A 16,896-nucleotide genomic window follows, 5' to 3' on the forward strand; every position below is an offset into this window, starting at 1 on the left:
CACTCCCAGTTTTATGTCAGATGTGAATGTGGGTTGTGAAGATTTTTCGGTTTTAAGTATTAGTGGTTTCGCATAATTAGGGGTCGACTAATTCTAGTATTATGAGTTTATCCTGATATTAGTTAGTCAGTTGGTTGGATAGAGGGATTAAATATGAGCTATACGAAGTCGCTATTCTTATAGATGGGAGGTGGAAAAAATTACAGGAGGTAATATTGTCATGCTTTACACATGTGGTCTGTAAGGGAGATTTTTCTAAAGGTTTGAATTTTCTGTCAAGTGTTTTTTGCTTGTGGATAGGTTAAGTATAAACGATGGTGCCATTATTATACCCTTACTTCAATAACCTTATATTTTACGCGTGTTTGTTTTTTCTCGGTTTAATTACTATATTTTTGTTGATGTTTATATGTGCGCCAAAAAGTGCTTAGGAATTGACTTTTGATGTTGCTTGAAAAGGCCAGGCGTGTGAATAATTTAAAAAATAGTCAGGGCTGTAGGGTTCTGTGAATTATAACTCTAGGAATTGATGATGCTACGAGCTCGCATAAGTGGTACGAAATTGCTTTTTTTAAGTGTACGTAGTCTTTTGGGGGTGAGTAAAATTTTGCGGTTTCTCTCTATTTTTTTTGTTTTTTTATTTGCTTCCTTCTCAAAGGTTAATGCTAAAGAATTACGTGTATATGAACACAAGATAATCGCCGACTCTCAAGAACCAAAAAATGAACAGTTTTCCTTTGAGGCTCCCATTGCAGGTAACTATGAGCTTATTGTATATCGTGATGGGTCTACCCATCATCTAGGGCAGTCTCCAAGCGGATCAATTGAAGTTAATGGCGTAGAAGTGCTTAGCTGGGAGGAAGGTGACCCTAGGTATATGATAAAAATTGGTATGGTTCCATTGTTAAAAGAAAATTCAATAGAGCTAGATATATCAGCATATGAAAATGGGATGTACATCGTACAGTTTGAGCTTGTGGATTCTATAGCTCCAACCGTTGAAGCATCAGCTAACCCAATTGCCAATGATTATGGATGGAACAATACTCCAGTTACAGTTTCATTTTCTTGTGCTGACGATATCGGTGTGCAGAGTTGCTCTGAACCAATAATCATAGCGGAAGATGGGGGCGGTCAGGCAATAGTAGGAACTGCTGTCGATTACGTTGGAAATACAAGTAGTACAGAAGTAACCATTAATCTCGATACCACTGTACCCACTATCGATAAAACAATTATACCTTCTGCAAATTCAAAGGGTTGGCATAATACCGATGTAACTTTGAGTTTTGATTGTACGGATCAGCTCAGTGGAGTAGATAAATGTAATGAGAAAATCTATGTTACGAGTGAGGGGGATAGTCAAATATTCAATGCTGTAGCCCAGGATAAGGCCGGAAATGAAACAGTATCTACCACTATATTAAGTACTGATAAAACTCCTCCGGTTATAAGTAGTCAAGCTTCCGCACAAATAAATGAAGCTGGATGGTATAAGTCTCCGGTTACGTTTACCTATAGCTGTCAAGATAATCTAAGCGGAGTGGTATCCTGTCCTGAGGAAGAAACTGTTTTCGCAGATGGACAGGGCCAGGTAATCAGTGTAGTTATTGAAGATGAAGCTGGTAATACCACTCAGTGGAACAATATTGTCAATGTTGACCAGACTGCACCAGAAGTAGCATTTGTATCACCTAGTAGTAGCGATGCACTGCTTACTGATGTTCTCCCTCAAGTCCGCCTTCTACTAAGTGATAATTTGGGTTTAGATGAGAGCAGCCTGGAGGTATTGGTTAATGGTGTAAGTATTTCTGGTTGTGAGCTAGACGGAGAAACGGCTTTATGTAGCTTGGTTTCACCTTTACCAACTTCCGCTGCCGTACCCATAGAGGCAAAAATACTTGATCTAGCGGGAAATGAGCAGCAGGTTGCTATTAATGTCAGCGTGGATACTGATGGTGACGGTATTGCTGATTATTTGGATCTTTGTACTGATACTCCTATTAACGAAGAATCTAATAACAACGGTTGTGCTTTATCACAACTGGATAGTGATAGTGATGGTGTCAGCGATAGTGAAGAGCTAAAAGTTGGTACCGACCCAAATGATGATACAAGCTACCCTAAAATTGTAATAAATCAATTTGAAGCATCTCCGTCCAGTATAAATGAGATAGGCCAGAAAATTGAACTGCGTTGGCAAGTGCAAGGGGCTGAATCAATTTCACTGGAAACAAATACGGGTATGGATCCCATTGATAATTTACCGGAAAGCGGCAGTTTAGAGTTTTCCCTATCCTTGAATACCCAATTTATATTAACGGCTAGTGGTCCAGCTGGTGAGCAAAGTAAATCAGTCGATGTAGCTATTGATACAAAATCCCCGCCAGTACTTTGGGAAAGTGACGTAAGGCCAATTCAGGATAAAATTATAAGTTCCCTATCTGTGGATGATAATGGAAATTCCTACGTTGGGGCCTTTGATGGCAAGTTTTATAAGATCGCTGCCAGTGGTCAAGTTATTTGGAAAGTTGAAGAGGTTGGTGTGGTTGTTGGTAAGGCTAGCATCCTTAATAACAAGATTCTTGTTGGATCTAATAGGGGGGGTGGTAAAGGTATGGTATACGCTTTATCCCCGGATAGCACTATTCTGTGGGCTCATGAGACTTCGGGCGCGGTGATTGCTCCACCTTTGGTAAGTGATGATAAAAGATATGTATATGTGGCGACTCTGACAGGGGAGATTTATTCTCTAGATATTAATTCTGGTGATCTTCTATGGGGTGCGACTTTGCCAAATAAGCCAGAGATAGTGTCTAAGCCAGTTATTATAAATGAAAAAATAATTCTATATACGACAGGTGGGATTCTGTTTGCACTGGAAGTATCAACTGGGATTCCCTCCTTTTCTTTTGATGATAGTAATTTGGGAAGTAGGGTGCTTTGGAGTAAAGCGTTGAAATAATTTTCAAGCGGTAAACTACTTAATAAATAATTAACCGTCTTGAGCAATGGTTATGAAAAAGAAAGTTCCTTTAGTGGTATGCATAAAATTTTTTATTGCCAGTTTTCTGATTTTGTTTTCAGTATATAGTTTAGCCGCAGATTCTATAGTGATTGACGATGGTGCAGAAAGTATTGATGGAAGTTATTCAGTTACAATTACATCACCAACAATGCCTTCACAAGCTCCTTGCCTTCAAGCCTTTAATTGCAGATGGGAGAACACAATAGAACTCTTTGAGAGCAAAAATGGAAGTGGAGAACAGCCAATTGATAGTACCATTAGAACCAAATCTAGCTATGGTAGTACGGTTGCAACTTTTGATATTCAAAGAAATGATGGGTCATATAGTTATCGGGCCGAGATTTCAAGGCGTGTTTATGCTGTACCCTTCGGAAATAATCCACCGCCTTGGCAAGTTCAGGGGGGCACAACAACAACAACAATAGCCTCTGTTATTGTTGATATTCTAGTAAGACCGGGTACGCCCGTAGTCAATAAGCCATCGGCTAATTTTGACCTTGATGGTGTTTATATAGTCGAGTGGGGACTTCCTTCTGGTGATGTTTCCTACTATAGGGTTGAAGAGCGTATTAAAGATGAAGATGGATCGATTACTAGAAATTGGTTGCAGGTGCAAGGGGAGGTGTCGGGTGAAATACGGCAATTTACTACTAATGGAGATACACGAGATCAAGGATTTACTTACGAATATAGAGTTATAGCTTGTAATAAATTGGAGTGCGGCACTGGCTGGAGTAATATAAAGACCATTCATGTACCTCTAAATGTTGCAGCTGCTGGGCAGTTCCTAGATCCAACACAAGCTATAACAATTAGGCCTGGTACGATTAGAACCCTGCGGGCTACAGCTACAGATCCTAACGGTATTAGTTCGGCAAATTTTTACTATGGCACTACCGATCTCGGCCAGGCCGATGCTGGTGCAGGGGATTGTTCTGGAGACTCCTCATGTTTTTATTTAAACCCGTCATTTAATGCAGTAGGGTCGGGTACGCTGAAATTAAAGGTTAGGGATATTTATGGTTATGTCTCGGAGATTACTGGACACACGCTAACTGTTGCTGAAAATTCTGATCCGATTGTACTGATCGATGAAGTGGCACTTCCCTCTGAAATCATTGAGGGTAACCCTTTAACTCTACGTGCTTTGGTGCAAGATCCAGACGGTAACGAGGATATTACCGAAGTAACCTTTCTGATTGATGGCGCAGAAGTTGGTAATGGAGTTTATGTTGGCGATCAAGGCCAGTTTCAGATTTGGGAGCGCCCACAGCCTTGGAATGTTCCGATACCGTCGGGAGATTCAATTATTTTTGGTGTCCGTGCCAAGGATAATGAAGGTGGTGAGGCTGAAAGTTATCTCCAACCGAAATCAGTTACTCACTTAAATCCCCCCGAGCCACCTACAAGCTTATCTGTCACAGGTATGACTCTGGAAGGAGACACCTTCCCTGTCAATAATGGAGATGCCATCACTGGTGCCAGTTTTAGCATCACTTGGAGCCCGGTCGCGGATGCCGATTATTACGTATTACAAGAAGGCGTGAATGGTAGCTTTACTGACTCAACCTGGCACAACCCCCCTGAATCTCTCTCAGTTTTGATTCCTCCATTACTTCATGGGTCCTATCAATATAGAGTGGGTGCCTGTAGATATGAAGTTGGATGCAGTGGTGATGATAATAACTGGAGTCCAGTATTTACAATTCAGTGGGTACAGTATTCACCTTTAACTCCAGAGAATTTTTCAATTACTCCAAAGCTGACCAGCTTTGATTTCACTGGCAGTCATACACTGAAATGGGATCCGGTAGTCACAGGCTACAAACCACAGGATTATCGAGTATTTGGTAAGGCTGGAGGCATTGAATCTTCTAGTCCATGGACTGAGCTAGGGCGAATCACGCATTCTGAAGACTCTGGATTTGAACCTAAATTTTCGTTACAAACTCTCGACCCGGGTACTTATAGTTATCAGGTTCAAGCTTGTAATGCCGAGCACAGCTGTAGTAACGGAGAATATGTCAGCATAGATGTGTTATCGCCGGTACTGTATAACGGTATACCTAATGGTAACACTATAAAATTACAAGGTAGTGGTATTGACCTCGATACGATAATTACTCTGACTGATCGTAAAAACGGAGATCAACAAGTCTATCCAGCCGGCAGTTCGCAAATTACTTGGCACCCCCCCACTGATCAGGATCCAGCAACATACGCCACTATTGTTCTCAGCGACTTGATGGAGATGGCTCTTTCAGACCGGGGCATCCGTGTGTCCGCCGAGAATGCAAATAGCGCGCGCGCGGGCGTTGATGTTTTTGCTAATGATAAAGTAGAGCGATTAAGCAGAATCGAGTCGGGGCCAACTGTGGGTCCCAATGGCATTATTTATGTTGGTTCGGGTAATAAAGTATTTGCCATCAATCCAGAAGATGGCTCGACTGTACCCGGCTGGCCCTTTGCTACCGAAGATTTGGTTAAAGCAACTCCTGCCGTAGATGCTATTAGTGGCCACATCTATGTGGGTTCACTTGATGACAGCCTCTATGCATTGAGTTCCTCTGGTCTGCAAAAGTGGCGCTTAGCAACTGGCGGAGACATATATGCTTCTGTGGTACAAGATGAGGATCGGAATATTTATCTCGGTAGCATGGATGGTTTTATTTACTCCGTGCAAGCCGAAAACGGTGCAATTCGTTGGACTTATAATGCCGGTGCAGGTGTTGCAGAAACGCCTGTGTTGGCGGGTAACGGTATCCTTTATTACACTACTGTTGGTAGTGATCAAGTTTATGCTCTGGGGCGTGGAATACTGGGGGTCGATCAGCTGAGTTGGGAAAGTATGGATAATTCCTTACTCAAGGATACTATTGAAGATCTCAACTGGCAGCCGGCAGATATCAACGAACCAGAATACCTGATTACCGCGAGACTGTACCGGTTACTGTTACAACCACCACTGTCATTGTCTCGGGATGTACTCACTTTTTGGACTTACGCCTTATTGAATGGAGCCAGTCCACAGGAAGTGGCCAGTGCCTTCCTGGAATCCGATACTGGAAAATCAAACTTTCCTCCACTTATAACCAATGAAGCCTTTGTGGATGCACTTTATGGCCGTGCATTTCCGGGCATGGATCAGCCCGCATTCGTATATAACGGAACTTCTTATACTCGCGGCAGTTTACTTGATGCAATGAATGGGGGCATGACCCCAGCTGAAGTGGCAATAGCATTTGCTCAGTCCGAAGCTTATGTACAAGCTACTTACTCGGTATTGCGAAATTCCTTTGATTACTTTTATACCCAGGATTATTCCTGGGCAGTTTTCGCATGTGATGATCCAGAAGGAACGCCTGAGACTACAGACTGTGATCAAGATGGTTTACCGGATTACTGGGAAATTCTCTTTTTCGGTGATATCTCGACTGAGAGTGGAGATACAGATGCAGATGGTGATGGCATTACCAATCAGCAGGCTTTCAATGCCAATATCGATCCCTGCGCTAATCTTTGCTACTACGGAGTAACTAATACTCCTCCGGAACCTGCGGGTAAACCCACGGTGCCTGCTGGTGACATCGTTAACTCCGGAAAAATTGGCAGTCTTCCTGGGCAGTTCCGTGTAAATGAATCTGGCGCAGCTACGTATCAAATTCCACTGAGCTTGCCTCCAGGTACTGCGGGAGTTTCTCCTGATTTATCACTCAATTACTCAAGCCAGAATGGTAATGGACTGCTTGGCCATGGCTGGACTCTTACGGGGCTCTCCGCCATTAGCCGCTGCCGCCAAACATTGACTCAGGATGGCCAGGCAAAACCTATCACTTGGAGTAATCAGGACCGTTTCTGTCTGGATGGCCAGAGACTACTGGTGGTATCGGGTAGCTATGGTGCTCCAGAAAGCGTCTATCAAACCGAAATAGACAGTTTTATTCGGGTGGTTGCGCGTGGTGGCTCTCTTGGTCATCCGGCCTACTTCACAGTGGAGCGTAAGGATGGATCTATTAGTTATTACGGGCGTGGCAATAAATCACAACAGCAACTTGGCTCGAATACCCTCTCCTGGAATATCAGCCGCAGGGAAGATAGCGCAGGTAACCTTATAGAATTTGCCTACGAACTAGGTGGTGGACACCGCATTCGCGAAATTTCTTATGGCTATACCGGCTCTGGCAGTAGCGCTGGTGCCAAGGTAGAGTTCGAGTATATAAACCGCACGGACACTATAAGTGGATATCTGGCTGGATATTTACTTGAAAATACCCAGTTAATGACTCGCATTAATGTCTACAACCGTATAGATAGCAATTTACAGGGAGTACATAGTTACGAATTTGATTATCTGGATGACCCCAGGGACCTGGCCAGTCGCTTGGAAAAAATTCGACTTTGTAGTTACAGTGTTTGCCAGCCATACACCAAGTTTGATTGGCGATTGCCAGTGCCTGGCAGTATTGCAAGCAGCCCGACAGATTTAGTAGTACTCAGCTCCCAATCAGATCGCACAGCCGTAGGAGCAAGACCTGCCGATATCAATGGAGACGGGCGCAAGGATATTATTTGGTTGGAACCAGACTGGGATGAAGATGGAAAAATTGATTATCAAATCTTCAAGTATGTACTTGCTAGCGAAGATGGGTTTGGGGAAGAAAAAACAATTTTACAAAATAATGCAGATGTACGTAATCCCTTCCGTTGGGAAATATTGGACTTTAACTTAGATGGCCGTGCGGACTTGGCTTACTATGCGAGCAATGTTGATCAGTGGCGTGTTGTGCTGGCTGCACCAGATGCGAGTGGTAATTGGAATCTGAGCGGTGCAGCTATAGACCTGCAAGGTTTAACCGATGAAGATCTGCGCTTTCTTGATATTAATAGTGATGGTCTCACGGATGCAGTATCGTCCAATGGTTTTTACCCATTAAAATACGATCCAGATAAATCTCCTTCATCTAATAACTATTATCACTTTGGCTCTTTTCAATCTTTTACTCTTCAAGGACTAGAAAGCTGGGATGATCAAACTTCAGGAGGTGTTGAATTTTATTTAGACCCCAATGCTGCTGGAGATTTTGATAACGATGGTCGCGTGGATCTAATTCTATGGCATACAAAGGTAGTACGTAGTGGATTTGGCTCAGTCCTGTTAAAGCAGTATAGCCGTGCCTATAAAGTAACCCTTGATGGAGATGATGATTCTGGATACTCACTAGTTAATCAAGGCAAGGTGCTGGATTACCAGCAAGAAGATAGTGATTTTAAATCTAAAAACCGCGAAGGTGATGCTACCGCTCTAGACCGTCACAATGATTTACTACATAAACTTCATATAGCCGACATCAATGGAGATGGTTTAGCTGATGTATTACTTGAAGGTAGATTAGGTAATATTGATGATGAAGTTTCAGAATATAGCTATAGCTTGAGCACTGGCCAGGGCCTTACAGAAGAGGTACAGCTTGGTAAAATGCCAGCAAAGGCGCAACTACAGTGGTTTGATTACGATAATGACGGTGCACTTGACTTAGTATGGCATGATAAAGATATAGCCAGGTTGTATGTACGTCGTTGGCGTAGCATTGATCAGCAATTTAGTGCTCCGAATTATTTTCTACAGACCACGGGTAGTGCCCATGCTGCGCACATATTTGTAGATATGAACGGTGATGGTGTTACTGATTATCTGCGTATTGAGGAGGATATGGCTTATCTTTATCCAGCGACCGACTTCCGAGTGCCGGTCAATGTTATTGAAAAGATAACCAATGGCCTGGGTGCAGAAACTGATATTAATTATGGATCATTAAGTAATAGTGGCCACTATGCTCGCTTAGCCGTGGGCTCTACCGTTGAGGATCGCTGCTTTTATGAAACAGAAGTTGATTTGAAATGGTGTGGGCAGTTTACAGTGGCAGATACCGCAAGCTTCTATGCGGCTCTGAATGATCAATGGCAGGGTGATCAGCGTCTGGGCAAGCTCTCACCGACTCTTGAATTAATGGGGCCCATGTTTGTGGTCACCCACGTTAATAGTGATGCTCCTATAGGTAATAACATCAATGCTCAGAGTAGTATTAGTTATTACTACGCACAGGCTAAAATGCAGGCTGGGGGACGTGGTCTGCTTGGCTTTGCTCAATTGCGCACCGTGGATGACCAAACAGGTGTAGAAACTACCACCTATTACGAGCAGGATTTTCCCTTTACCGGATATCCAAAGCGTACTGAAGTTAAAGTACCGAATGGTGGCAACGGTATTCTTATCAGTGAGTCCTATAACAACTGGCAGCTTAAAAATTGGCAGGGTAGCTGGGGAGATTTTGCACGCGAAAATGGTACAGCTGAATTAGGACCATTACAGCCTATCCTTGCAACAAGTGTGGAAAGATCTTATGAGATAGAGAATGAGGGTAATAGCCAGGGGGCACTACTTAAAACCGTTACTACGAATAATAGCTATGATGATTATGGCAACCCATTACAAATCAATGTGACCACTGAGGCAGCTAATGGAGATCGCTTCGTCACCGCTACCACCAATGAGTATGGTCCAGGGACATTTAGCTTCCCAAATACTAACCGTATTTTGAATGGCTTTGCTGAGTTGGGTCGCTTAACGAAAACCACGGTGGAGCACTCAAGATCAATAGCCGGGATGGGGTCGGATACTGAAACACGTATTAGTAGTTTTAACTACTACGAGTCTTCGGACCATCGAACAGGTCTACTTAAAGATGAATTCATTGAGCCTGGTGATCCAGTTTTTGAGGTGGCCACCCACTATGACTATGACAATTTTGGTAATAAAATTATTGTCGAGCAGAGTGTTGTCGATGAACCTAAACGCAGCACTCGCTTGTATTATCGCGATAATCGTGGTCGTTACCTTGATCGTGAAGAAAACAGCTTAGGCCAAATTACTTCTAAAGTACTTGCCCGAAATCAATTGGGTCTACCAACTGAAGTACAGGGAATGGCTCTGATTGGTAGTGACCATAAGAATATTCTGGAATACGATCCTTTTGGTCGACAATACCTCGACCATAGTCCCACAGGTGCGAATACCATTACTCTCCTATCGGCAGCCTCACAACATTGTCCAACCGGTAGTATGTACCAACAGAATGTTACCAAAGGGGGGGGAGCCAGCTCAATTATTTGCTTCGATAAGTTAGCGCGGGAAACACGTAGTGGCACCGTCGGCTTTGATGGGCAATGGGTTTATAGTGACACGGAATATAATGCCCGTGGTTTGGTAGAACGCAAATCAGAGCCATACAAAGCTGGAAGTGGCACAAAATACTGGACCAAGATGACTTACGATTTGATCGGTCGGTTAGTCGGTACAGATCTTCCAGGTATTAACAATAACAATGGAACCAGTTACGACCTTTATATCGACTACCAGGGCTTCACTACCGTCTCCCTTAATCCAGAGGGACAAAGCAAAACTGAAACCAAGAACGCTATTGGTGAACTGATCACAGTAGTGGATAATCTGGGTGGGCGATTGGAGTATCAGTATGATGCCCAGGGGAACCTGCGCTATGTACACAAGTTGGGGTCTCCGTCTGATCCCCATAATCTGATTACTGAAATTAAGTATGACTTGTTGGGCCGCAAGACTGAAATGCGAGATCCAGATAAGGGTTACTGGCAGTATGGGTACAATGGGTTTGGTGAGCTGATTTGGCAAAAGGATGCTAAAGGTCAGCTGACAGTTAATACATACGATCTCCTGGGCCGCCAAACTAGTCGTAAAGATTACCTCAATGATTCCTGCAATGATGTTTCTTGCATAGAAGGGGAAATAATCTGGACCTATAACAATAGTTCTGGCTGGAGTAATGTTCCCCCAGGTGCTCTTGAGTATGTCATAGACAGTATTTCCGGCTTTGCAAAAATCCATGGGTATGATCAATATGGCCGCCCCAGCGATCAGGTGACGACTTTTGATATCCTTAATACCGGGGATGATCACTATGAAAAAATCACCTACGATGCCTATAGCCGGTCCTTCCAGCAATTTGATGCTGGTGGTGACGGAACCTGGCGCTCCAGTGCTATCGAAAATCGTTATAACGACTTCGGTTACCTGAAAGAAGTTGTCGATGGTGAAAATATTAACCTGGCAGCTGCACAGAAATTCTACTCAGTGCAGGAAATGGATGAGCGGGGCAACGTTACTAGGTATCAAAATGGCAATGGAGTGGAAACCTCACGAACCTATGACCCTGCGACAGGGCGGCTTCTGCATCAAGGTGCTTTATCGGGTGGTGTATTCGAGATCCAGAATCAAACCTACGCCTGGGATAGCCTGGGGAACTTAGATTACCGCCATGACCAATCAGGAACCAAAGATTTGTTTGAGGACTTCGATTACGACGACCTCAACCGATTAAAAAGTGCTCAGGTTACCGGCCGCACTGCGCAAGCAGTACAGTACGATATCCTCGGAAATATCACCTATAAGTCTGACGTGGGTAACTACTATTATGGCGATGATTCCCGTTGTGCAAAGGCCGCTGGTCCTCACGCACTATGCCAGACCAGCCGAGACGGAATTCAAACCAATTATACTTATGATGCCAATGGAAATATGCAAACTGGTGATGGCAGAACCATTCGCTACACCACGTTCGATAAACCTAAATATATTGCCAAAGATGGCCACAGTATTGAATTCAAATATGGTCCCAGCCGCAGTCGCTATTTTCGTATAGATACTGACAATAGTGGTGGTGTGACAGAAACCCGGTATATCGGTAGTGTAGAAAAAATAACAAAGCCCAATGGCGATAGGGAAATCAAGCGCTACTTACCCGGTGGTACGCTGGTTACTATGAGTGTGGAATCCTCTGGAGGGGGTACCAGTCGAGAAACACAGTACCTTCATAAGGATCACTTAGGGTCTTTAGATGTAATTACCAATTCCCAGGGTGAAATCTCCGGGTCCTCTGTTGGTAACCAACACCTGTACAGCTTTGATGTTTGGGGTCAGCGAAGAAACGGTCTTGATTGGAGTGTGTTATTAGAGCAGGAGTTGAGTGGCTTCGATACCGGTATTACTACCCGGGGCTATACCGGTCATGAAATGTTGGATCAAGTCGGACTGATTCATATGAATGGACGGATTTATGATCCGAAACTTGGCCGTTTTTTACAGGCAGACCCATTTATACAAGCGGCAACAGACTCACAAATATTTAACCGCTACAGCTACGTACGAAATAATCCCTTAAATGCAACTGACCCCAGTGGATATTTTGTATTTACTCTGGGGGCAATGCTATATATTGCTGTAGCAGAAGGTATTAAGTGGTACGCGGTTGGGCTAATAATGGGGGCAGCGGGCTTCGTAGATGCCATGATGCAGGGGGCCAGCTTTAAGGATGCCCTTAAAGCCGGATTTATTCAGGGAGTATCTGCCGCTGCATTTGCAGCTATTGTACAAGGGGTTATCCCTGGTATTGATAGTGCTGGGGTACAAGTACTCGCCTCAGGGGTTGTTGGAGGGATAACAAGTGTGCTCCAAGGTGGAAAATTTGGGCATGGCTTTGTTAGTGCGGGTATTGGTGCAGCTGTTGCACCTGGATTAAAGCTGGAAGCAAACGGGGGTTGGGCAAATGTAGGAAAAGCAGTTGCACGGATTACTATTGCGGGTACCGTTTCGAAAGCGACGGGTGGAAAGTTTGCAAGTGGAGCAGCTTATGCTGCGTTCTCTGTCGCAATAGAGGCTTCGAACTTGAAGAGTCCTCCCAATGCTGGTCGTGGTCCAGCTAAAGATATTAATGAAGAAGAAATGATAAAAAATAGAAGGTTGGCATCTAGGATATCGCATACAGAGATTGCAGATAAAAATGGCAATATTGTAGAAGTTAGAACTGAAGGTGATATCGAAGTATCAATGTCTTGGGATTTAAGCAAGTATGGGGATACTGCTGTGGAAAGTTTAGAGAATATTTACCAAGGCTCATATGTAGATGAGAATGGAGTGAAGCATACATTGGATATTGATTTCACTCTTACTGATTCTAGAGGTGACGTACATATTAAAAGAGGGCAATGCAGCCTGGATTATGCATGTGGAACTCTTGGAGGAAGTACTATCTTTATTGATGATGTCAGTGCATTTTGGGATCCGTATGCAATACCTCATGAGTTTGGTCACAATCTTGGTTTCCACCATTTCAACCCTGGCAATAATGCATTAATGAGTTATGACAATATTGGAGTTCTTCAGAAAAAACATATCCAGTTGATTGAGAAATATTATTATGCGGAGTGATAGATCTATTAAGACCTTTCTAAAATACTTATCAATAATAGCAATTGTTATGGTTGGGCAGAGTAGCAGTGCTCTGTCTAATTTTGATAATTTGAGTTGTGGTAAGATCGACTCATATGTAAGACAAAGTTTAGAGATGAATGATGTTATTGTTGTGAGGTGTGGCGCCCTAAGCGGAAAAAATTTAGAGGTAAAAGCAGCTGTATTTCCACCAAGGAAATTAAAGGGGTCTAGAGTTTGTTATGGGAGAGTTGAAAAAAGAATTTACGACCAAAAGAAAGATGAATTTTTCTTTGGGTTGTTGGATGTTTCAGGCTATGCATTTGAATCAAATGATTGCGGCCATTTTTCTATGGCGAGTAATCTTATCTATATTGCAAATCTTATGAGCGATCAAATAATCGTTAAATTATTTGACGGAAAAAAAGAAATAAAAAACAGAGTTGGTAAGCAGGGAAGGTTTTGTGGTCAGTCAGGTATGCTAATTCTCAAAAAAGTTGAGTTGGGTGACTTGTCGGAAAGGAATGATCTAAAATACTTAATGTATTTCTCACTATCTAATGAAAAAAGCTCTAATTATAGATGTGTTGCTGTTCTTGAGATTGATGAGATTTCTGGATTTATGGTTGAAAGTGTTGAGGTGCTAATGGATTAAAAGTGAGGTGGATAAAGGAATTCTTTATCTTTAAATGATATAAAAGTTTGTTTTTTTTTGAGTGTTTATTTGTGTTAAATTATCAAAGGATTGTTCAGTGCTATAAATCTTGGTTTCGGATAATAAGTGCAATTGGTAAAGGTGTAGTAGTTCAGACTTGATCTGGCAGTTTCCGGTTTTTCAGAAAGTGCTCTGTCAGGTCAAATTCAGTTTACGTGCTTTTCCTTCGAGATTTATGCCCTGATAAGTGCGATTATTATTGTGTTATGTGAGCCATTCGCTCAGATTCTTTTGAGGCTCATCTATAGATCTTGCGGTGCAATGAAGGTTAGTGGAATTCTTGAAAAATGGTTTTATGAAAGCGCTCACAGATACTGATTGTTTGTGGACGTTTGATTTTTATCTTTATATGTTCTATCTCGTTCACACTCAGCTATAACTAATAATTTTGCCTAATTCTATCCGGGGAAAAACATATATTTATTAACTTAGGATATCGCTTAGTTTACGCGTTCATTATACTTGCCGATACTTAGTTTTGTAAGCTTGCTCAAGGCGAGAACTTTGTTATCTATTATAATATACAGTTCCCTATTTTTTGCCGATGGGAGTTCCTTTGGCAGCCCCGCAATTGCCTCTAGCAGTGATCAGCCTTCTCAGGTTGTAAATCTGGTTTCGTTCGTTCTTTCTCACTTAGTAGGTAGTAGCATGTTAAGGCCAATCGCTTGGTTGGGAGAGATGCCGAATTTGCCAGCTAAGCTCTCCCTTTCCAATTGAACTTATTATCCGAAAACAAGAAAATTTATCCAGCCCAGTGTTTATGTCCATTGCCCCAGGTGTTTTCTTTAACACCGAACACATTTCGGATATAGGAGCTGGTGTGCTTTTTGGCGTCCTTCCCCACTATATAGCCCAAAAGACCAAATCCACTAATAATTGCTATGTTCGCTGCTAAGTTTGGTGAAAGAAGATCAACAGTTTTGTGTACAGAGGCTATCGCTTTCTCCACTTTATCGAATCCGGTAGCTGCAAGAAGGCCACCTGTTATACCACCGCCGACAGTAAATTTAGATCCAACTACCATAGCTCCATCTATCGCAGCTTGTCTTGCATCGGGGTTTTTTAAATCCATTCTATTATGTTTTGATCCTAACCAGCGTATACCCGCAGCTTCACATAGCTCTTTGAGTTTTTCCTCTTTTGTGTTTTTCCCTCGGGGATTAGAAAAGAAAACGCTTTGATTCTCCAGGGTATTTTGCATAGCAACCAATCTAGAAACGCTTGGCTGCTCAATCAGGTGCTGTAGAGCTTGAGCAAATGTGCCAGCGCCTTCGCCGTGTACTAGCCAGTTGATGGTGGCATTATTTGCCTGTGCCTGTTGGATAAGTGCAGCAAGTTTTCTACTATTGGATTTGGTCGAATGATCACGGTTTTGCCAAAATAGAGAGTAGTGTTTATTCCCTATATTTAGATCCTTGGGGTTTAGGGCGGCTTTGTAGGCAGGCACTATATGTTTAATAAGTAATCGGCCTGCCTCTTCCTTATCATCAAACGAACCACTAACTGCAGCGTAATGGGCATTATTCCAACGGTGATTGTAATCCATCAATCGCAATCGCCTAGAGTCAGTTGTCCATTCTTGCGTTATTCTATCTATTCTCACCCGGTAAAGCCCCGAGCTTTGATCTGTGTTATCTAAGGTATTGTCGCTGGTGACAGCAAGGAAGTGAATGCGAACATCACCTTGCGGAGTAATCAGGTAATTAATTTTTGCTCCGTCTATCTCTAAGTTTTTAGTACTTAGACTTCTACCTCCGGGGGTCGTTGCTAAACTATAGATAGCTCTTATTAAATTGGTTTTATAGTAGTTGCCAATATACTCATTCTTAATTGTCATCCAAGTGTCGTACAATTGTGAAGATACGAATACATTGCGGTTGATATTAGGACTCTCACCGCTGTTGACAACGGCAATCCAACGAAGTGTATTGTTTTTCATAGCTTGTCCTTGCTTAATGTAAAAATTAATCCAACCAAGCTGGCGGTGGGCTACCGGGCTTGGTAATAATTATATCTTCATCAAACTCACCACCTCTGTGCCACTCTGGATAAACCCAGGGCTCAAGTTCACGTTTAGTACTAGCTTTGTCGTTGGGTCGGTGTCGTTGTACTTCAGCAAGTTGTTTTTTTATGTCTATACCAAGCTGTAAGCTAACGCTATTACAAACTGCATCGCGAATACTATTCATAGCAACTAAGCAGTGTTTAACTGGGGCATAGCCTAGATACCTAAAATTGAGCGTTAGATAGTGGGCTCTATCCAGGGGAATAAAGAAACTACTGGTAAAGTAGGTTTCATGATGGGGGTTTTTTTTTAGAACTTCTGGAGGGTTAAGGCGATGCCTCTCAAGAAAGATTGCTGTAGCCTCACCTAATTTATAGAGTTTCCAATTAACAGGAGCTTTTTGTACATGATCGTTAGGGTTGCCAGGGCCCCAGTAATATAAGCAGCGCATAACAACCTGTTCAAAGTGCTTAGGATTTAAGCAGCTCATACTGTAGGGTAGGGTGTCGTGACGATTTAAGATTAGTTTAAAATCAATAGTTCCAATGGGACGGCTGCGCCAGATAGGTCCAAAAATTTCCCAGCTTCGTTCCATTAAGCACTGCCTGGCAACACCTTCACGCTCCATGTCTTCGCAATCACTATCATCATTATAATCACTACGGTCAAAAATATTGATTTTTTCAGGATGGTTCAATTTGAATTCTGCAAAGCTATCGTGACAAGTATGGGGAGGGAGAAAAAATTCCACGCGGTTTCCTGAGAGATCAATGGAAATCTTCTCCCGCTCATTGCGATGTGGTATATAGGGGTGTCGACGGGAAGCAAACAAACGCTCTAGCATTTTGGAA

At 42.7% G+C, this 16,896-nt stretch carries 5 protein-coding genes; 3 read left to right on the forward strand and 2 right to left on the reverse strand.

From position 1 onward, the window contains the following. Nucleotides 1-532 precede the first annotated feature (532 nt). The 3 genes from ACJJIV_RS14600 to ACJJIV_RS14610 all read left to right on the forward strand — a co-directional run bounded on the left by ACJJIV_RS14600 (nt 533) and on the right by ACJJIV_RS14610 (nt 13,980). The gene (locus ACJJIV_RS14600) at nt 533-2,965 is read left to right on the forward strand and encodes a BamB-related PQQ repeat family beta-propellar protein (RefSeq protein ID WP_444889447.1); all 2,433 of its coding nucleotides are present in this window, start codon (nt 533-535) and stop codon (nt 2,963-2,965) included. 685 nt (nt 2,966-3,650) lie between these two features. Next, entirely contained in the window at nt 3,651-13,325 is a 9,675-nt protein-coding gene (locus tag ACJJIV_RS14605) for an RHS repeat-associated core domain-containing protein (RefSeq protein ID WP_444889448.1), read from the forward strand. Next, on the forward strand, nt 13,315-13,980 hold the full coding sequence (locus ACJJIV_RS14610) for a hypothetical protein (RefSeq protein ID WP_444889449.1): 666 nt from the start codon (nt 13,315-13,317) through the stop codon (nt 13,978-13,980). Before ACJJIV_RS14605 ends, ACJJIV_RS14610 begins: the two co-directional genes overlap by 11 nt. A gap of 802 nt (nt 13,981-14,782) precedes the next feature. On the opposite strand, the gene ACJJIV_RS14615 is transcribed toward ACJJIV_RS14610, so the two are convergent. Both ACJJIV_RS14615 and ACJJIV_RS14620 read right to left on the reverse strand, forming a co-directional pair. Beyond that, a complete protein-coding gene (locus ACJJIV_RS14615; protein WP_444889450.1) occupies nt 14,783-15,979 on the reverse strand; it encodes a hypothetical protein in 1,197 nt (398 codons plus the stop codon). A gap of 25 nt (nt 15,980-16,004) precedes the next feature. Further along, a complete protein-coding gene (locus tag ACJJIV_RS14620) occupies nt 16,005-16,796 on the reverse strand; it encodes a hypothetical protein (protein ID WP_444889451.1) in 792 nt (263 codons plus the stop codon). Nucleotides 16,797-16,896: the final 100 nt, after the last annotated feature.

The sequence above is a fragment of the Microbulbifer mixtoriginis (SeqCode) genome (assembly GCF_052466765.1).

What these genes read in the sequence shown, in the direction of transcription:
- ACJJIV_RS14600 (WP_444889447.1), top strand. Translation starts at nt 533, where the DNA reads ATGCTACGAGCTCGCATAAGTGGTACGAAATTGCTTTTTTTAAGTGTA.
- ACJJIV_RS14610 (WP_444889449.1), top strand. Translation starts at nt 13,315, where the DNA reads ATGCGGAGTGATAGATCTATTAAGACCTTTCTAAAATACTTATCAATA.
- ACJJIV_RS14615 (WP_444889450.1), bottom strand. Translation starts at nt 15,979, where the DNA reads ATGAAAAACAATACACTTCGTTGGATTGCCGTTGTCAACAGCGGTGAG.